The 18,279-nt window shown below is 61.5% G+C and carries 13 protein-coding genes, 3 tRNA genes and 1 riboswitch; of the genes, 2 read left to right on the top strand and 14 right to left on the bottom strand.

Features of this window, described 5'->3' with window-relative positions; genetic code table 11:
• Both H6M51_RS12025 and H6M51_RS12020 read right to left on the bottom strand, forming a co-directional pair.
• A tRNA-Asp gene (locus H6M51_RS12025) sits at positions 1-73 on the bottom strand.
• Positions 74-135: 62 nt separating this feature from the next.
• Positions 136-212, bottom strand: a tRNA-Asp gene (locus tag H6M51_RS12020).
• Between the two features lie 336 nt (positions 213-548).
• On the opposite strand from H6M51_RS12020, the gene H6M51_RS12015 reads away from it, so the two are divergent.
• A tRNA-Val gene (locus tag H6M51_RS12015) sits at positions 549-624 on the top strand.
• Between the two features lie 154 nt (positions 625-778).
• On the opposite strand, the gene H6M51_RS12010 is transcribed toward H6M51_RS12015, so the two are convergent.
• The 6 genes from H6M51_RS12010 to H6M51_RS11985 all read right to left on the bottom strand — a co-directional run bounded on the left by H6M51_RS12010 (position 779) and on the right by H6M51_RS11985 (position 7,805).
• Positions 779-2,686, bottom strand: coding sequence for a CASTOR/POLLUX-related putative ion channel (locus H6M51_RS12010; RefSeq protein WP_185810088.1), 1,908 nt, complete (start codon positions 2,684-2,686; stop codon positions 779-781).
• A gap of 213 nt (positions 2,687-2,899) precedes the next feature.
• Positions 2,900-3,802, bottom strand: coding sequence for a dihydrodipicolinate synthase family protein (locus H6M51_RS12005; protein ID WP_185810087.1), 903 nt, complete (start codon positions 3,800-3,802; stop codon positions 2,900-2,902).
• 94 nt (positions 3,803-3,896) lie between these two features.
• Positions 3,897-4,628 (bottom strand): GntR family transcriptional regulator, encoded by a 732-nt coding sequence (locus H6M51_RS12000; protein ID WP_407073576.1) that lies wholly within the window; start codon positions 4,626-4,628, stop codon positions 3,897-3,899.
• A gap of 116 nt (positions 4,629-4,744) precedes the next feature.
• Complete coding sequence (locus H6M51_RS11995) at positions 4,745-6,154, bottom strand: UDP-glucose/GDP-mannose dehydrogenase family protein (RefSeq protein ID WP_185810085.1); 1,410 nt, start codon at positions 6,152-6,154, stop codon at positions 4,745-4,747.
• A 134-nt stretch (positions 6,155-6,288) separates the two neighbouring features.
• Positions 6,289-7,608 (bottom strand): MFS transporter, encoded by a 1,320-nt coding sequence (locus H6M51_RS11990; RefSeq protein ID WP_185810084.1) that lies wholly within the window; start codon positions 7,606-7,608, stop codon positions 6,289-6,291.
• A gap of 32 nt (positions 7,609-7,640) precedes the next feature.
• Positions 7,641-7,805 carry a DUF2256 domain-containing protein gene (locus tag H6M51_RS11985; RefSeq protein WP_185810083.1) on the bottom strand — a complete coding sequence of 55 codons (165 nt, stop codon included), beginning with the start codon at positions 7,803-7,805 and terminating at the stop codon, positions 7,641-7,643.
• A gap of 140 nt (positions 7,806-7,945) precedes the next feature.
• On the opposite strand from H6M51_RS11985, the gene H6M51_RS11980 reads away from it, so the two are divergent.
• Positions 7,946-8,932 carry an aldo/keto reductase gene (locus H6M51_RS11980; protein ID WP_185810082.1) on the top strand — a complete coding sequence of 329 codons (987 nt, stop codon included), beginning with the start codon at positions 7,946-7,948 and terminating at the stop codon, positions 8,930-8,932.
• A gap of 75 nt (positions 8,933-9,007) precedes the next feature.
• Here the strand turns inward: H6M51_RS11980 and H6M51_RS11975 are convergent, their stop codons facing one another.
• From H6M51_RS11975 to clpP, 6 genes are all read right to left on the bottom strand, one after another.
• Positions 9,008-11,206, bottom strand: coding sequence for an esterase-like activity of phytase family protein (locus tag H6M51_RS11975; protein ID WP_185810081.1), 2,199 nt, complete (start codon positions 11,204-11,206; stop codon positions 9,008-9,010).
• A 98-nt stretch (positions 11,207-11,304) separates the two neighbouring features.
• Positions 11,305-12,207 carry a DMT family transporter gene (locus H6M51_RS11970; protein ID WP_185810080.1) on the bottom strand — a complete coding sequence of 301 codons (903 nt, stop codon included), beginning with the start codon at positions 12,205-12,207 and terminating at the stop codon, positions 11,305-11,307.
• A 134-nt stretch (positions 12,208-12,341) separates the two neighbouring features.
• A riboswitch (FMN riboswitch) is annotated at positions 12,342-12,496 on the bottom strand.
• A 141-nt stretch (positions 12,497-12,637) separates the two neighbouring features.
• Positions 12,638-12,913, bottom strand: a complete 276-nt coding sequence (gene hupB / locus H6M51_RS11965; protein ID WP_099057464.1) for a DNA-binding protein HupB — start codon at positions 12,911-12,913, stop codon at positions 12,638-12,640.
• Positions 12,914-13,119: 206 nt separating this feature from the next.
• A complete protein-coding gene (lon, locus tag H6M51_RS11960; protein WP_185810079.1) occupies positions 13,120-15,537 on the bottom strand; it encodes an endopeptidase La in 2,418 nt (805 codons plus the stop codon).
• Positions 15,538-15,994: 457 nt separating this feature from the next.
• Positions 15,995-17,272: an ATP-dependent Clp protease ATP-binding subunit ClpX gene (gene clpX / locus H6M51_RS11955; protein WP_006727556.1), complete on the bottom strand. Its 1,278-nt coding sequence runs from the start codon at positions 17,270-17,272 to the stop codon at positions 15,995-15,997.
• 287 nt (positions 17,273-17,559) lie between these two features.
• The gene (gene clpP / locus H6M51_RS11950) at positions 17,560-18,195 is read right to left on the bottom strand and encodes an ATP-dependent Clp endopeptidase proteolytic subunit ClpP (RefSeq protein ID WP_185810078.1); all 636 of its coding nucleotides are present in this window, start codon (positions 18,193-18,195) and stop codon (positions 17,560-17,562) included.
• Between the last annotated feature and the right edge of the window lie 84 nt (positions 18,196-18,279).

Raw genomic sequence — 18,279 nt, 5'->3', positions numbered from 1 at the left:
GCGAGTGACGGGGCTCGAACCCGCGACCTCCGGCGTGACAGGCCGGCACTCTAACCGACTGAGCTACACCCGCGCATGTCATGGGCTTTCCCCATGTATTCGCTGCGTCAAGCAGCGTGCCCTGGAAGGTTGGAATGGCGCGAGTGACGGGGCTCGAACCCGCGACCTCCGGCGTGACAGGCCGGCACTCTAACCGACTGAGCTACACCCGCGCATTTCCAAATCGGGGTTCAAGGCAATCCCCGTCGAGCGGCTTGCCGTTCGATGAGCGGCTCTCTACGGGGTTCGTCCGGAGGTGTCAAGCAGCATCTAAGACAAAACCGTGACCGTCCGATTTTTTCCCACACCCCTGCCCCGAAGCGCTCCGACGCGCGTTGCTCGCGACAACGCGCCGCAGCCGGAAAACAAGGAAACTGCTGGCTTTTCCACATGGCGACAAACCGCCCATGACAAAAAAACAAAAAATCTGCACAAACGCTCTTGCAGATTTTCCGCGATCCGCATAGATCACGGCCACCGACGCGGCGGACATGATCCGCAAGGCGCACGGGCGATTAGCTCAGTTGGTAGAGCGCTTCGTTTACACCGAAGATGTCGGGAGTTCGAGTCTCTCATCGCCCACCATTTCCTCCCGAATTCGACATGACACCGGTCAGTCTCACGCCTAAACAGGCGGCTTTTGCGTTTTCGCCCCTGGCGATACGCCAAAACGGGCAGAGCCTTTCGGATCCGCCCGTTTCTTTGTTTGGGCCGACGATTCGTGGGCCTCGTTTTGCTCTCAATCCTGAGCGAGCACGATCACCATGTCCTTCTCGGTATAGGCCAGCAGCTCCGAGCGGTTCGGGTTGACGGTGACGCCGCCCAGATTGCGCTCATCGGCGTCCCCTGCCCGCTGGCGGCGGTGGCCGATGGCGATTTCGCCGCGGCGGAGCGCCGAGAGAGCGACCGTAAAGAAGTTCACGGGCTTGGAGATATCCACATAGTCGCTCATCGGGCGCATGTAGATTTCCGAGCCGTCCACATCGAGGAGCTCATCGAAGATCGCGGCCATGAACTCGTTTTCTGAGGCCTGGGCGAGCATCAAGCTGACCAGCTTGTTGCTGACGACGAAATCGTCGGCCCTTGTGACTTCGGCGAGCTCTCGGTTGCGCACATCGGTCATCTCGCTGACGACATTGATGTGCAGGCCGGCCATTTCGGCGATCTTGCGCAGATGAAGCAGCGTGATCAGCGTGCGCGTGTCGGCCGACTGCATCGACATATGGTCGCTATAGCCCAGGACCAGGACGTGGTCATAGGAGGGAATGTCGAGCGCCTCGAGCGCCGAGCGGCTGCTGGTGTCGATGACGACATGCGACACGGCCATGTTGTCACTCGGCAGCGAGAGTGCCGCGATGTCGGCCTCGAATTCCGGGGTGCTGGCAGCGACCGTCAGAACCGATCCCGGAGCGACGTAACGACCGAGTTCGGTGGCGATGATCGGACCTCTGCGATTCCAGCCGAGGATCAGTGTGCGTTCGGCCTTTGCGGGCTGCGGAGAGGGCTGGCGTATCGCAGTCTGGGCAATCTGCGGGGCGCCAGTCCAGGTCTGGATGGAGGCGTCGTCCTCGGCAATGATCACCAACCGTTCGCCCGGCGCGATAACGCGATTCGGTGGCGGGTTCAGGTGGATCTGGCCGTCGTTGTCGCAAAGCCCTATCAGCGTGCTCGTCTCGTAGGACATGACGGCCGCGCCGAAGGGCTTGCCTTCCAGAGCAGGCTGGGGAAGCGTGTAGATCTCGCAGCCGTCGAAATCGAGGAGCTCGGTGTAGACGGCCGAAAGACCAGACTGGCGACTGGTGTGGACCACGATGCGGGAGATCAGATCATCGGCCAGAACCAGCTGAAGCTCCTTGCCACCGACGATTCGCGCGACCTCGGTGTTCTGCGCGTCGCGGATCTCGGCTGCGATCATGTAGGGCTCGGGACGACGCTGCGGGTCGTTCACCAATGCCAGCACCGACTTGATGACCTGGGAGTCCGGGTCGTCACCCTCGGGCGACAGCACGATGATGGAGCGGGAGGTGTGCGGGTTGACGATCGACAGGTCAAAGAGATCGGTCGGGTCGCCGCTGCGGCAGATGATCTTGGTGTTCTTGAGATCACCAACCTTGTCGGCGATCTCCTCCTCCATCTCGACCTTGTCCTTGTTCGCCATGATGACGATTCGCGGACGCTGGCGGCTTTGGTTGGCGATGACGAGTTCCGAGATGACATCGAAAATCGAGGTCGACCAGTTGAGGATGATCGTGTGGTCGCTTTCGAGCACGCGGGAGCGGCCCTTGCGCAATTCGTCGAGCTTGTTTTCGAGACCCGAGCTGATGACACCGATCAAGGCGGAGAAGACGAAGATACCGGCGAGCGTCACCGCCAGTGCCACCAGGCGGAAGCCCCAGCCCTGGTCGCCGCCCATGGTGCCTGCGTCGAAGGTGCGCATCAGAGATTCCCAGGTGCCTTCGATAAAGCTGACCGGTTCGCCACCCTCGGGTGCGATGCCGGTCACAGCGAGGAAGGCGCCGGCCAGCGTTATGACCACCAGGGAGATGAGAGCGAGCCAGCCGATCAGGGCAATCGCACCCCCGGCCATGCTCTTGTCGAACTCATAGCGCAACCGTGCGCGCCAGCTTGCACTTGTCTTATTCGTCATATCTTGAACCATCGATGACTTCGGAAAGTCCCGAATTCGCAGGAGGTTCGTAAAGAATCAATGAGAATGACGGTCGGCTGCACCAATCGACCCTGAAAAAGTCACGCCAGTGTGAGCAAAATGTCAACAGGGCGTGATTCACGGCGTCAACCTAAAGAAAAGGCCCGCAATTTTTCGATCGCGGGCCCTTCATGCCATTGGCGTTTCTGACGATCACTTGCCGCCGATGGGCCGCGTCGCAGCGGCCTTTTCAACCATGGCCGTCACTTCCGCACGGCGGGCACCCTGAAGCGGCATTCGCGGCATGCGGACGCGCTCGGAGCCGCGGCCCATGATCTGCTCGGCGAGCTTGATCGACTGGACGAGGTCGTGCTCGGCATCGAGATGCAGGAGCGGCATGAACCAGCGGTAGATTCGGCGGGCTTCCATCCAGTCGCCGCGGTCGGCGGCAGCCACCAGGGCGACCGATTCGGCCGGGAAGGCGCTGGTGAGGCCGGAGACCCAGCCCTTGGCGCCGAGCATCAGGCCTTCCAGCGCCACGTCGTCGAGGCCGGCGAAGATGTCGTAGCGGTCACCGAAGGCGTTGATCAGGTCGGTGAAGCGGCGCGGATCCGGCGCGCTTTCCTTGACGGCCTTGATGTTCTTCACGCCGTCGAGTGCTTCCAGCACTTCCGAACCGATGTTGACACGGTAGGCCGGCGGGTTGTTGTAGAGCATGATCGGCAGGCCTGTCGCCTCGGCCACCGTCTTGAAATGGGCAACCAATTCATGCGGCTTGGGCACATAGACCATGGCCGGGAGAACCATCAGGCCATCAGCGCCGATCTTTTCGGCGTCCCGGGCATAGGCGCTCGCGCGGCGGGTGTCGAATTCCGACACGCCTGTGACGACAGGCACGCGGCCATTCACCACTTCGACGGCGGCCTTCAGGATGGTGCGCTTCTCTTCCGGATCAAGCGAATTGTTCTCGCCGCAGGTGCCCATGACGATCAAGCCGTTGACACCGTCGTTGACGAGGGCGTCCAGCACCCGCTGCGTGGCGTCGATGTCGACGGACAGATCTTCATGGAATTGAGTCGTTGCGGCGGGGAAAACGCCGTGCCAGCCGGTGGTCATGGGAAGCTCCTGTTGATGACGCGAATTCACCGTATACAGTTTGTCGACAAATGCAAGGGCCCTATGTAAGCATTCTCTGATTGATCTGACTTGATCAAAGGTCAGGCAGTTCGGCAGCGGCCTTGATGTTGCGGGCGACGTAGTCCTGGATCTGGCGAACGATCTGGTCGGCATGGGCAATCGACAGCCTGTCTGCCTCTTCCACATCGCTGGAGCGGATCGCCTCGATGATCTTCTCGTGTTCCTCGACATAGCGGCGCGGCAGGCGGTCGTCGAAAGTGGAGTAATAGAGCCTCAGGATACGGCGGCCCTCGTCGAGCAACCGGGCGAAGAAGGCGGTGTAATAGGGATTGCCGGCCCTTTCGGCGATCGCGACATGAAATTCTCTGTTCGCCTCGATCATGGCGAAGGCGTCCTGCGCCTCCACAGCGCGGGCAAAGGCTTGCTGGTGCCGGGTGATCTCCACCATCCAGGCATCGCCGGAGCGTTGCGCGGCCCCGCGAGTCGTGACGCGATACATCAGGCAGAGCGCTTCGAAATAGGTCGGTAGGCCGGAGAAATCGATGACCGCAACGATGGTGTTGCGGTTTGGCAGGCTGGTGACCAGCCCGTCCGACGTCAGGCGGAGCAGCGCCTCGCGAATCGGAGTGCGGGACATGCCGAAATGTTCGGAGAGGCGCGTCTCATCCAGCGGACTGCCGGGGGCGCGCTCCATGGTCAGGATCTCGTGGCGTAGCGCCTTGTAGACCGATTCGGTGCCGGAGCCCCGGGCGCGGTGCCCCTCGCCTTTCGGGTTCTCGGTCTCGGCGCCCGTTCCGTCATCCATGCCCATGCGTCTTCCTGCGTGCAGCTCTCGTCTCACCTGCAGCACAGCGGTGAACGGCGGGCAAAGTCAAGGGCGGTGACAGGCGGCGGTCTCGCTCAAGGCCCGGGCCGAGACGGTCAGGCGAGCTGCCCCTGTGGCGCCTCGTCGTTCCACAGAAGCGGGTTCCAGGCCAGTTCCGGTGGCACCGCATGCAGGAGCGTGCGGGCCGGATAGGCCGAGCGCGGACGCTTGCCGAGCGGCACCAGTGAAAAGCCGTGGCGCGTCATCTCGTCCTCATCGAAGACGTTTCGCAGATCGACGACCACGGGGGTTTTCATGGCCTGGCGGAGGCGTGGCAGATCAAGCGAGCGGAACTGGTCCCATTCGGTGACCAGCACGATGGCATCGGCGCCCTCGGCCGCATCATAGGCATTGAGGCGATACTTCACCGCTCCCAGCACCGATCGGGCAGCATCCATGCCGGCGGGGTCATAGACACGGACATCGGCGCCGCCATCGAGCAGTGTACGGACGATGGCGATGGAGGGCGCTTCCCGCATGTCGTCGGTATTGGGTTTGAAGGTCAGGCCAAGCACGCCGATCTTCTTGCCGAGCACGCTGCCGTCGCAGGCATTGATCACCCGGCGGCCCATGGCGCGCTTGCGGTTCTCGTTGATGGCAACGGTGGTTTCGACCAGCTTCAGGGGACGGTCGTAGTCCTGGGCTGTTTTGACGAGAGCGAGCGTATCCTTGGGGAAACACGAGCCACCGAATCCCGGGCCGGCCTGGAGGAACTTGTCGCCGATGCGGCGATCCATGCCCATGCCCTTGGCCACCTTCTGGACGTCGGCGCCGAGCTCTTCGCAGAGGTCGGCCACTTCGTTGATGAAGGTGATCTTCATCGCGAGGAAGGCGTTGGAGGCGTATTTGATCAGTTCGGCGGTGCGGCGCTCACAGAAGTAGAGAGGCGTTTCCTTGAGGTCGAGCGCCTCGTAGATGTCGCGCATGACATCGGTGGAGCGCTCGTCATCGGAGCCGACCACGATTCTATCAGGGCGGCGGAAATCGGCAATTGCGGCCCCTTCCCTCAGGAATTCGGGATTGGAGACGACCGTCAGATCCTTTTGCGCGAATTCTTCGCGGAAGATGCGCTCGATCTCATCGCCCGTACCGACGGGAACCGTCGACTTCGTGACCACGACGGTAAAGCCGCTCGCGGCAGCGGCGATTTCGCGGGCGGCGGCATAGACGTGGCTAAGGTCAGCGTGACCATCCACGAGGCGGGAGGGTGTGCCGACCGCAATGAAGACCGCATCGGCCGCCGCGACGGGACCCGCGAGATTGCCGGAGAAGCGCAGGCGACCGGCGGCGCGGTTCTCGGCGATGATCATCTCCAGGCCGGGCTCGTAGATCGGCACCTGGCCGGCCTCGAGCGCGTGGATCTTGTCGAGGTTCTTGTCGACGCAGACAACGTCGTGGCCGAGCGCTGAGAGGCAGGCTCCGGATACGAGCCCGACATATCCCGAACCGATCATGACAATGCGCATCCGTGATCCTTCCCGCAGAGAATCAAGCTTCCACTGAACGGGGTCACATTTGCTCAAACACACGACGTCCCGATGACAGGCACGATGGAGCATTCGTGCAATAGCTAATCGGGCAAGGGCCGAGCGGCGCCTTTTCAGGTTGTCAGGCTCTCGCGCAGCCTGCGATGCTCCGCCTCGTCGAGGGAGAAATTCCACATGAGCGCAATGGCCGCGAGCTTGGGCAGGATGGGCAGGAAGGCGTAAAGCGCCGTCAGCGCCGTCAGAGCCTCCGGCGTCTGGGTGGCCGTCTGGTCGCCGACGAAGCCGGCAAGGTCGAGCAGTGGGAAGACGACACCGGCGGACAGCGCCACGGCAAGCTTGGTGATGAAGCTCCAGGCGGCGAAGTAGAGGCCCGAGCGCTGCTCGCCCGAGGAGACGGTGTCGTTGTCGATGACATCGGCCTGTATGGCGGGCGGAAGGGTGAGATCGAAGCCGAGCAGCAGGCCGGTGATGATGCAGACGATTGTGAAGGCGAAAACATCGCCCTCGCCCAGGAAGCCGGCCACCGAAAACACCGCGCAGGCGAGAATCATGGCGAAGCACCAGGCACGGTGCTTGCCGAGGCGTTTGGCGGTGGCAACCGCGAGCGGCACGCCTGCGATGGCGCAGAGGAAATAGGTGAAGAGCAGCGGTCCCTGCATGGCCGGCGCATCGAGTCGCTGGCCGACGAAATAGATGAAGAGCGAGGCGGGGATCGCGTTGGCGAAGCTATTGAGCAGGAAGGCAGAGGCGAGCCGCAGGAAAGGACCATTGGCTTTCAAATGCTGGAAGCCCTCCCGCAGAGAGAGCTTTCGCTGGGACAGATCCGTCGGCTCAGGCACCCTGATGACGGCCAGAAGCCCGGCGAGCGGCAGCGTGACGGCGATGAAGACGGCGATCCAGGCCAGCCCATGGAAACCGACGGCCGTATCGAGGCCGCCAACAAATGGAAGGGTGATGGCGATCAGGGAACCGATCAACGTTGCGCCTTCCCGCCAGGCAGACAGCTTGACCCGCGCCTGGTAGCCGGTCGCCAGTTCGGCACCCCAGGCAGTGTAGGGCAGAAGCGACCATGTTGCGCCGATCGAGAGCGTTACGCCCCAGAAGGCCAGGTAACCGACGCCGGCGTCCTGCGGCGGCCAGAAGAGCATGAAGGCGGCAAGGGCAGTGAGCGGCGTCGAGATGACGAAGAAGAAGCGACGCCGGCCGTACCGCGACCGGACGCGGTCGGACAACCAGCCGAACAGGGGATCGGTGATTGCATCGATGAGGCGGATGCCAAGCAGAAGCGTGCCGATGGTCGCCAAGGACAGGGCGAAATGATCGGCATAGAAAGACGGCACCACGATGTAGAAGGGCAGCGCGATGGCCGCGAGCGGGATCGCCGGCAGGGCATAGAAGGCAAGGCGCGACGACGGCGGGGCCTGGTCTGACATGGGGATCCGATCAATGAACTGTCTGAAGACGTCTACGGCTTGGCGTCGCTTGCGGTTTTGCCCGTGCGGCGGCAGCGCTCGGAGCAATAGACGACATTCTCCCAGTCCCGCTCCCATTTCTTACGCCAGGCAAAGGGTTTGCGACAGACGGGACAGGTCTTCTGGGGCAAATCGCCCTTGCGGATCATCTTGGGCATGCGGGGCTCTTTGCTGATTTCACTCCCCATTTCGCAGGAGCGGGGACGGTGGATCACTTGACGCGATCAGAGTGGTTGAAGCTTGCCACCCCCTGCCCCACTTGCTAGCTCGAAACCGCAATCACGGGAGAGACAGCACGATGCGAGAACATAAATTCGGCCGGACGGAATTCACCGTCAGCGATATCGGCTTCGGCGCCTGGCAGATCGGTGGATCATGGGGCGAAGTGTCCGAAGCAGACGGCCGTGCGGCGCTGAATGCGGCGCTCGATGCCGGCATGACCTTCATCGATACGGCAGACGTCTATGGCGATGGTCGCTCGGAAAAGATCATTGCAGAGGTCCTGAAGGCGCGTGGTGGCAAGCGGCCGATGGTGGCGTCCAAGGCCGGTCGGAGGCTCAACCCGCATGTGGCCGACGGCTACACCAAAGCGAATATCGAGGCCTTCATTGATCGTTCGCTGAAGAACCTCGACATCGACAGCCTTGATCTCGTGCAGTTGCACTGCCCGCCGACCGATGTCTACTATCGTCAGGAGATGTTTGAGGGTCTTGAGGAGATCCGCAAAGCCGGCAAGATCAAGCATTATGGCGTGTCGGTCGAAAAGGTAGAGGAAGCACTGAAGGCAATCGAATATCCGGGCGTCGTCTCGGTGCAGATCATCTTCAACATGTTCCGCCAGCGTCCCGCCGGTTTGTTCTTCCAGGAAGCCAAACGCCGCAACGTCGCCGTCATCGCGCGCGTGCCGCTGGCTAGCGGTCTTCTGTCCGGCAAGATCACGGCGGCCACGCAGTTTGCCGCAGAAGACCACCGCAACTTCAACCGCAATGGCGAAGCCTTCGATGTCGGCGAGACCTTTGCCGGTGTGCCCTTCGAGACCGGCCTTGCAGCCGTCGAGGAAGTCCGGAAGCTGGTGCCCGCTGGCGCCTCGATGGCGCAGTTTGCGCTGCGCTGGATCCTGATGCACGAGGCCGTCACGGTCGTCATCCCCGGCGCCCGCAATGGCGAGCAAGCGAAGGCCAATGCGGCGGCTTCCGACCTCGCGGCCCTGTCTGCGGATGTTATGGCGGCATCGCGCGAGGTCTACGAGCGGCTGATCGCGCCGCATGTGCATCACCGCTGGTAGACGCGAAAGGGTTCAGAGAAGAGGCCGGGTGAGCGATCACCCGGCCTCTTCTGTTTCAGAACGAGGATCTGTCGATCAGTTGGTGCCCTGCAGGTTCACTTCCCAGAACAGGGTCTCACCGGACGAATCATCCACGCCGTCATTGTCGGTCACGGCGAAAGCCTTGCCAGAGGCGTCGAAGGCGAAGCCTTCGAGCTTGTCGACGACATAGCCATTGGTGGCGGCCTTCAGGTTCGGGATGAAGTCGTGGACTTCTTCCTTGACGACGGTCGGCAGGGCTTCCCCGAGCTTGGCAGGTTTCAGATCGGCGATGGCGACGCGGTAAAGCTTCTTGAGCTTGGCGTTGTCACCGATCTGGTTGTCGCGCTCGACGATATAGACATGGTCACCGTGGGCGGTGATTTCCGAGAGGCCAATCCAGCCATCACCGGCCTTTTCCAGCGGATAGCGCACGGCGCCCCATTCCTTGGACTTCGGGTTGTAGGAGACGAGCTTGACCGTGCCCTTCTCATCGTCACCCCATTCGCGCTGCACGGCCATCCAGAGCGTCATCTCATCACCCGTGCCGACGGAGGTGATGCCTTCGAGACCGAAGCGCGTCTGGCCCGCCAGAAGCTCAACGGGCAAGCCGACTTCGGCCTTGATCTCGCCCTTGGCATCGACGTGGAAGAGGCCATGGCCGACGAGCTTTGCCGGATCGCCTTCAGAGGCCAGCCAGAAGCCGCCTTCGCCATCAAGCGTGATGCCTTCGATATCGAGCTTCTGGGCCGCTGCACCGGCACGGGTGATCGGCAGAGCCGACGTGATGGCGGCCGGCTTCTGCGTCGCATCGATCGTGAAGATCGAGGGCTGCATGCCGTAGAAGCTGTCATTGACGGCATAGAGCGTTCCTGCCTTTTCGGCGTCGCCGACGAGGCCCGACAGAGCACCCCAGCCGATCGGCGCGCCATCGACCACGGCCGACTGGATCATCGGATAGGCCGGCGTGCCTTCTGCCAGTTCGTAGAGCATGACATGCGAGCGTGGACCGCCATCTTCGCCGAGATCGACTTCGTTGGCGGTAACCAGCAGGTTGCGTGAGGGGATCGCGACCGCGCCTTCCGGCGAGACACCCGACGGGAGAAGCTGGGTCAGCTCAGGCTCGGCACCGGTATCCTTGTAAACACCGACGATCGAGGAACGCTCGGACAGCACGAAGAAATAGTTCTGCTCGCCGAAGGTTGCGGCTTCCAGACCTTCCGGCTCGATGCCCTTGGAGCGGGCACGCTTGTCCGGGAAATGGCCGATCTGTGCGATCGCCATTTCCAGCGAGGCGCCCGATTCGTAGGCCACCTTGCCGGTCTTGTCGAAGATGGTGAAGCTGCGCGAGCCACCGTTCCAGTCGCCTTCATTGGCAACGACGAGGCGATCGTCGCCGAGCCATTTCACGGCATCCGGCTCGCGCGGAACGCCTTCCTTGGTTCCGGTAAACTTCAGAGCGCCGTCGGACTTGGTATCAATGCCCGTGAGATCGACGGTGCCGGCCGAGAAGTGGGCCTTCACCTCGCCGGTCTTGCCGTCGACGATGGCGATATGGTTGTTTTCCTGCAGCGTGACGGCGATTTCGCCGAGGCTGTTGATCGCGACGAATTCCGGCTCCGGATCCTCCGGGGCGACGTCTGCGAGACCAGTCAGAGCAACGCGCTTGATCGAGCCGCAATCGGCAGTGCCATCCTTCAGCGAAACGATCACGAGGTCGCCGGCCGGCATCTGCGGCAGGGCCCCGTCATTGACGTCCTCGTCACGCTCGTTTTCGATCGCGATCGCGACGAAAGAGCCATCCTTGGCCACGGCAACGGAATCAGGCTGGCCGCCGATGTCGCAGGTCGCGTCGATCGCCTTGGAGGCGATGTCGACGACGGCGAGCTTGCCCGAGGGCTTGTCCTTGCTTTCCGACGTGTTGACGCCGACCAGGACCTTGGGTCCGGCGACCGCCACCGAAGTGGGCTCGCCGTCCATCATCAGCGCGCCGGCAGCCTTCGGAGCCTTGGCGTCGGTGATGTCGATGAAGCCGATACCGCCGAGCGGGCTGTCGGAATAGATCAGCGTATTGCCGTCTTCCGAGGCGGTGACGATTTCGGCCGAGGTGGTTGTCAGCTTGTCCTTGTCAGCCGGCAGGTTTGCGGCGACGGGGAATGTGGCGATGCGGTTGAAAACCTGTCCTGCCGAGGCCGGCAGGGCCACGGATGCAAAGAGCGCCGCCGTCAGGGCGACGCGGGAGAGACCATGGGTCATCGGGAAACCTCCAGTATCCAGAAATGGAACAGGAGGTTTTTGGGGCAGTCCGGTGACAGTCGGATGACAGTTGGATGTCGATCCGACGATTCATCCGATCAGGAAGCCGGTGAGGCTTCCTTCCCCGCTTCGCGCAGCATCAGGAAGAGCGAAGCACCCAGGATCAGCAGCGCGCCGAGCCAGAGGTAACCGCTCGGGGCATAACCGAAGACCAGCCAGCCGGCAAAGACGTTGAGCGGCAGCTTGAGATCGTCAAAGGGCTGCACATAGGCCGCATCGGCAGCGTTGTAGGCGAGCGTCAGCAGATACTGGCCGATCGCTGTCAACAGACCTGCGGCGAGAAGCAGCCAGAGCGCCAGACCTTCGGGCACGGCAAAGCCCGAGGCTGCGGCAAGGCCGAAGTTGATCGGTGTCAGCAGCACCAGCAGCCAGACGGTGACGGTCTCCGGTGCTTCATAGTGGGTGAGGTTCTTCATGATCAGCGAGGAACCTCCCCAGAGCAGCGCCGACAGCACCGGCAGCAGGGCCGCCAGCGTGAAGCTGTCGGACCAGGGCTGCAGGATGATCATCGCGCCGATGAAGCCGATCAGCGTGGCGAGCCATCGGTCACGACCGACAGTCTCGCCGAGGAAGAGACGTGCGCCGATGATGATGAAGAAAGGCGAGGTCATGACAAGCGCAATCGCCTGCCAGATGGGCACGGTTGCAAGCCCCATCACCCAGGCCTGCACACCAAAGGCAGCGAGCAAGACGCGAAGAATGTGACGGACTGGATAGGCCGTCTTCATCGCCTTCAGGCCCAGCCGGAAGAGCAGCGGCAGCGAGAGGACGAGGGCGAAGCCATATTGCCAGAAGGCAGTCGAAGCCGGCGGAAAGCCGAGCGTCATGGCGAGCCACTGGGTAACGACGTTGAGTGCGGCGAAGGCAACACCTGCCAACACCATGAAACCGGCGCCGACAACGGCCCGGGAACTCAAGAGCGATACGGAGCTCTGATTCATGTCCTGTTTCCTTTTCCCAAGGACCAACACAAACCAGGACAGATGAGGACAACGAAAACCGAACCCGGACGGGCACGGACCTGCGCAGCAGCACCCCCGGTCATCCGCATGACACGGACGGGAGCGCTACCTGACCTCATTCTCTTTCATCCGGACTTTAACCGTCGGCTCCGGAATCACACCGGATCTGCTGACCCTGCCCCTCCCCTTCAGGAAGGCCAGGCGCTCGCGGGCTTGGAGTTTCCTCCTTACCGCCGGTGGGGAGTTTCACCCCGCCCTGAGAACGAATGCCGGACAATCCGGCCTCACAGAAATATGACAGCTCCTGCTGTGACGCAAGACGCGCAAAAAGAAAGCCCGGCACTCAGGCCGGGCTAACCAGGGTGTCAGCTGACCATCGGCACCGCAGGGTGGCGACGGTCACGACGGATCAGCTGTTGACAGCGTCCTTCAGGCCCTTGCCGGCCGTGAACTTCGGAACGTTGCGAGCCGGGATATCGACTTCAGCGCCGGTGGACGGGTTGCGGCCCTTGGAGGCTTCGCGACGGGCGACGGTGAAGGCGCCGAAGCCGGCGAGGCGAACGTCGCCGCCGTTCTTCAGTTCAGCCTGAACCGTTTCAAAAACGGCGTCGACGGCAGAGGCCGCGTCAGCCTTGGTCAGGCCAGCCTTCTCGGCGACCGCGGATACGAGTTCGTTCTTGTTCATGTTTCCACCCTTTCTGATTGGTATGAAACGACTCAAAAGTTCAAGTCGGGCGGAGAATACGATTGCTTCTGCCCTTCGCAACTCAAAAGCACCCGAAAGGCCCGGAAAACAAGCCGTTTGAGGGACTTTTCACAAAAAAGGCTGGCAAATCTGCCAGCCTTTTCGTCGGTTTTGGAGCTTTGTGGCCCACTTATGGCAAAACTGCCTCAGTGAGCGACCGTAGCGCCCGATTCATCGACCCCTTCGACGACGCCAATGGCCGGCGTTTCGACGGTTCCGTCCCATTCAATCGGTTCAGGCACGCGAACCAGCGCATGACGGATGACCTCGCCCATACGGGATACCGGGATGATCTCCATGTTGTTTTTCACGTTGTCCGGGATGTCTGCCAGATCCTTGGCATTTTCTTCCGGGATCAGAACCTTCTTGATGCCACCACGCAGTGCTGCAAGGAGCTTTTCCTTGAGACCACCGATCGGCAGGACGCGACCTCGCAGGGTCACCTCTCCGGTCATCGCGATATCCTTCGAGACCGGGATACCGGTCATGATGGAGACGATGGCGGTTGCCATGGCGATACCGGCAGACGGACCATCCTTAGGGGTTGCACCTTCCGGTACGTGGACGTGGATGTCGGACTTGTCGAAGCGCGGCGGTTCGACACCGAAGTCGACGGCGCGCGAGCGGACATAGGATGCCGCAGCCGAAATCGATTCCTTCATCACGTCCTTCAGATTGCCGGTCACCGTCATGCGGCCCTTGCCGGGCATCATGACGCCTTCGATCGTCAGAAGTTCGCCGCCGACCTCGGTCCAGGCGAGACCGGTGACAACACCGACCTGATCCTCGCCCTCGGCTTCGCCATGGCGGAAGCGCGGGACGCCGAGATAATCGGCAATGTTCTTCTCGGTCACTTCGACCGACTTGACCTTGCCCTTGATGATCTCGGTCACGGCCTTACGCGCGAGCTTCATGAGTTCGCGCTCGAAGGAGCGGACGCCGGCTTCGCGTGTATACTGCTGGATCACCGCCAGGATCGCCTTGTCCGACACGGAGAATTCCTCCGGACGCAGGGCGTGTTCCTTGATCGCCTTCGGCATCAGGTGCCGCTTGGCGATTTCGAGCTTCTCATCCTCGGTGTAGCCGGCGATCCGGATGATTTCCATGCGGTCCATCAGCGGACCCGGGATGTTCAGCGTGTTTGCGGTCGTGACGAACATGACATTCGACAGATCATATTCCACTTCGAGATAGTGGTCCATGAAGGTCGAGTTCTGTTCCGGATCCAGCACCTCGAGCAGAGCCGAAGACGGGTCGCCGCGGAAGTCCATGCCCATCTTGTCGATCTCGTCGAGCAGAAAGAGCGGGTTCGACTTCTTGGCCTTCTTCATCGACTGCACGATCTTGCCGGGCATCGAGCCGATATAGGTGCGGCGGTGACCACGGATCTCGGCCTCGTCACGCACACCACCGAGCGCCATGCGCACGTATTCGCGTCCGGTCGCCTTGGCGATCGAGCGGGCGAGCGAGGTCTTGCCGACGCCGGGAGGGCCGACGAGGCAAAGGATCGGGCCTTTGAGCTTCGTCGCGCGGGCCTGGACGGCGAGATACTCGACGATGCGCTCCTTGACCTTGTCCAGGCCGAAATGGTCCTCGTCGAGGATCTTCTCGGCGGCGTTCAGATCGATCTTGACCTTGGACTTCTTGCCCCAGGGCAGACCGAGCAGCCAGTCGAGATAATTGCGCACGACCGTGGCTTCCGCCGACATCGGGCTCATGTGACGCAGCTTCTTCAGCTCCGCATCGGCCTTTTCCTTGGCTTCCTTGGAAAGCTTGGTCTTGGCAATGCGCTCTTCCAGTTCGGCCATCTCGTCACGGCCGTCTTCGCCGTCGCCGAGTTCCTTCTGGATCGCCTTCATCTGTTCGTTGAGGTAGTACTCGCGCTGGGTCTTCTCCATCTGGCGCTTGACGCGCGAGCGAATGCGCTTTTCGACCTGGAGAACCGAGATCTCGCCTTCCATGAAGCCGAGCGCCTTTTCAAGGCGCGTCTTGACGCTCACCGTTTCCAGCATTTCCTGCTTTTCGGTGATCTTGATGGAGAGATGCGACGCCACCGTGTCGGCGAGCTTCGAGTAGTCCTCGATCTGGCTCGCGGCGCCCACGACCTCCGGAGAGATCTTCTTGTTCAGCTTGACGTAGTTTTCGAACTCGGACACCACCGAGCGGGACAGCGCCTCGATCTCGACCGCGTCCTCAGCCGGTTCGGCGAGAATGCGGGCCTTGGCTTCGTAGTAGTCCTCGCGGCCGGTGTAGCTTTCGACCTTGGCGCGGGCGCGCCCTTCGATCAGCACCTTCACGGTGCCGTCGGGCAGCTTCAGGAGTTGCAGGACGTTTGCGACGGTGCCGACTTCGTAGATGGCATTGGGTGCCGGATCATCGTCACTGGCATTGATCTGCGTGGCCAGCATGATCTGCTTGTCGGAGCCCATCACCTCTTCGAGAGCGCGGATGGACTTCTCACGGCCGACGAACAGCGGGACGATCATGTGCGGGAACACCACGATGTCGCGCAGAGGAAGCACCGGATAGGTGTTCACCTCGTTTGCTGCAGACGTATTCGTCATTTCACTTCCTTTCCAACGTCCCGAAACCGGGACACCATGCCGACCCAGAAGAGGCGTCAGGCATATTTCTTGCTCCTCCAACAAGTGGAGTGGCGAACTCGCCAATTCAAGCCTGCCGCCCTGCGGGGCGCCGAATCTGTGACGCCAGCATGACAAATCTTGCCGGTTTTACCACTAGCTTCCGGACCTGATGCGAACCATGCGCGTCACTTCGTCGCCAGGCTGGCGCTGGTCGTTCGCATGGGGATCGGGGACACAGGCTAAGCGGCAAGAGCAACGCAACACACAGGCGTTCATACCGTCCCTATTTCTAGCCCAATCCGGGCCGCTGACAACAGCGGTTTACAGCAAAATCGGGCTTAGGCCCGGAAAATTCCAAACCAGCCGAACAGACTGCCGCTCAAACGAAAAGAGCCCGCCGAAGGCGAGCTCTTTTGTCCTTGGCAGATCGCCGTCATCAGGCGGAGGCGTTGGCCTTCTCTTCCTGACGGTCGGCATAGATGTAGAGCGGGCGGGAATTGCCGTTGACGACGTCGTCGGAAATGACGACTTCGCGAACGCCTTCCAGTTCCGGCAGTTCGAACATCGTGTCGAGCAGGATCTTTTCCATGATCGAGCGAAGACCACGCGCGCCGGTCTTGCGGGTGATCGCCTTGCGGGCAATCTCGCGCAGGGCGTCCTCGTGGAAGGTCAGCTCGACGTCTTCCATCTCGAACAGGCGCTGATACTGCTTGACGAGCGCGTTCTTCGGCTCCGACAGGATCTGGATCAGCGCATCCTCATCGAGGTCTTCGAGCGTTGCCAGAACCGGCAGACGACCGATGAATTCCGGGATGAGACCGAACTTGACCAGATCTTCCGGCTCCAGTTCGCGCAGGACTTCCCCGACGCGACGATCGTCTTCCGCCTTGACGGTCGCACCGAAGCCAATGGAGGTCTTCTCGCCACGGGCGGAGATGATCTTGTCGAGGCCGGCAAACGCACCGCCGCAGATGAACAGAATGTTCGTCGTGTCGACCTGCAGGAATTCCTGCTGCGGGTGCTTGCGGCCGCCCTGCGGCGGAACAGATGCAACCGTGCCTTCCATGATCTTCAGCAGTGCCTGCTGGACGCCCTCGCCCGACACGTCGCGGGTGATCGAGGGGTTGTCCGACTTGCGGGAGATCTTGTCGACTTCGTCGATGTAGACGATGCCGCGCTGGGCGCGCTCGACGTTATAATCGGCGGCCTGGAGCAGCTTCAGGATGATGTTTTCGACATCTTCACCGACATAACCGGCTTCGGTGAGCGTCGTGGCGTCGGCCATGGTGAAGGGGACGTCGATAATGCGGGCCAGCGTCTGGGCAAGATAGGTCTTGCCGCAGCCGGTCGGGCCGACAAGCATAATGTTCGACTTCGCCAGTTCCACGTCGCCGCCCTTCGAGGCGTGCGACAGACGCTTGTAGTGGTTGTGCACGGCCACCGACAGGATCTTCTTCGCCTGCTTCTGGCCGATGACGTATTCGTCGAGGATCTTGATGATGTCCTGCGGCGTGGGAACGCCGTCGCGGGACTTGACCATCGAAGATTTGTTCTCTTCGCGGATGATGTCCATGCAGAGTTCGACGCATTCATCGCAGATGAACACCGTCGGTCCGGCAATCAGCTTGCGGACCTCGTGCTGGCTCTTGCCGCAGAAGGAACAATAAAGGGTATTCTTGGAGTCACCGCCGTTGCTTCCGCTGACCTTGCTCATGTCTTTATCCTTCCAGCACGCCGCGCCACCGCAGTCACGGCAGGGCGGTCACTCACACTGTCCGGTTTCCGCCGCCGCCTTTGGTGGAAACCTCTTCCGATCCGGAGCTACTAGCCGACCCGACCCATGTCGGAGCGGCGGCAACGAAAACTCTCAGTCTCGGCAGACTATGTCACAAAGATTCAACATAGCCTTAATCTAACTATTAGCGCTTTTGCGCCGAGATTAAACCCCGCTTCAGATCACGTCTGCCGTGTCCGGCAAACATCCCCGGGCGGGGCAGTGCATTATGCCGAAGGTGCAGCACCTTCGATTTCTGCACGCGAGGTCAGGATACGGTCGATCAGACCCCAGTCCTTGGCTTCGCTGGATTCCATGAAGTGGTCGCGATCAAGCGTGGTTTCGACCTCTTCATAGGTGCGACCCGTGTGCTTGACGTAAACCTCGTTCAGACGACGCTTCATCTTAATAATGTCACGAGCGTGGCGTTCGATATCGGAAGCCTGGCCCTGGAAGCCGCCGGAAGGCTGGTGAACCATGATCCGCGAGTTCGGGGTCGCAAAACGCATGCCCTTCTCACCGGCGGCGAGCAGCAGCGAACCCATCGACGCGGCTTGGCCGATGCACAGCGTCGACACGGCCGGGCGGATGAACTGCATGGTGTCGTAGATCGCCATGCCTGAGGTGACGACGCCGCCGGGCGAATTGATGTAGAGCGCGATTTCCTTCTTCGGGTTTTCGGCTTCGAGGAAGAGAAGCTGGGCGCAGACGAGCGAGGCCATGGTGTCTTCGACCGGGCCCGTCAGGAAGATGATCCGCTCCTTCAGCAGTCGGGAGAAGATATCGTAGGAGCGCTCGCCACGATTGGTCTGCTCGACGACCATCGGCACCAGAGCGAGAGCGGTATCAACGGGATTTCTCATGTCGGTCCTTTTCAAGCCTCTCCCCGGCACATCCGGTGGCGGGAATCACGTAATCTCTGTCAATCCCTACATAGAGTGTCCGCA

Origin of the sequence: Rhizobium sp. AQ_MP (assembly GCF_014237835.1) — a bacterium.
Taxonomy (GTDB): Bacteria; Pseudomonadota; Alphaproteobacteria; order Rhizobiales; family Rhizobiaceae; genus Allorhizobium.
Note: the sequence above shows the minus strand (reverse complement) of the source record. Positions and strands in the feature narration are given on the sequence as shown.

Bases quoted from the DNA above. Each gene is read 5' to 3' on its own strand.
- H6M51_RS12000 (WP_407073576.1), bottom strand. From the start codon at position 4,628: ATGGATGACGGAACGGGCGCCGAGACCGAGAACCCGAAAGGCGAGGGG.
- H6M51_RS12010 (WP_185810088.1), bottom strand. From the start codon at position 2,686: ATGACGAATAAGACAAGTGCAAGCTGGCGCGCACGGTTGCGCTATGAG.
- H6M51_RS11995 (WP_185810085.1), bottom strand. From the start codon at position 6,154: ATGCGCATTGTCATGATCGGTTCGGGATATGTCGGGCTCGTATCCGGA.
- H6M51_RS11985 (WP_185810083.1), bottom strand. From the start codon at position 7,805: ATGCCCAAGATGATCCGCAAGGGCGATTTGCCCCAGAAGACCTGTCCC.
- H6M51_RS11970 (WP_185810080.1), bottom strand. From the start codon at position 12,207: ATGAATCAGAGCTCCGTATCGCTCTTGAGTTCCCGGGCCGTTGTCGGC.
- H6M51_RS11975 (WP_185810081.1), bottom strand. From the start codon at position 11,206: ATGACCCATGGTCTCTCCCGCGTCGCCCTGACGGCGGCGCTCTTTGCA.
- H6M51_RS11990 (WP_185810084.1), bottom strand. From the start codon at position 7,608: ATGTCAGACCAGGCCCCGCCGTCGTCGCGCCTTGCCTTCTATGCCCTG.
- hupB (WP_099057464.1), bottom strand. From the start codon at position 12,913: ATGAACAAGAACGAACTCGTATCCGCGGTCGCCGAGAAGGCTGGCCTG.
- H6M51_RS11980 (WP_185810082.1), top strand. From the start codon at position 7,946: ATGCGAGAACATAAATTCGGCCGGACGGAATTCACCGTCAGCGATATC.
- clpP (WP_185810078.1), bottom strand. From the start codon at position 18,195: ATGAGAAATCCCGTTGATACCGCTCTCGCTCTGGTGCCGATGGTCGTC.
- H6M51_RS12005 (WP_185810087.1), bottom strand. From the start codon at position 3,802: ATGACCACCGGCTGGCACGGCGTTTTCCCCGCCGCAACGACTCAATTC.
- lon (WP_185810079.1), bottom strand. From the start codon at position 15,537: ATGACGAATACGTCTGCAGCAAACGAGGTGAACACCTATCCGGTGCTT.
- clpX (WP_006727556.1), bottom strand. From the start codon at position 17,272: ATGAGCAAGGTCAGCGGAAGCAACGGCGGTGACTCCAAGAATACCCTT.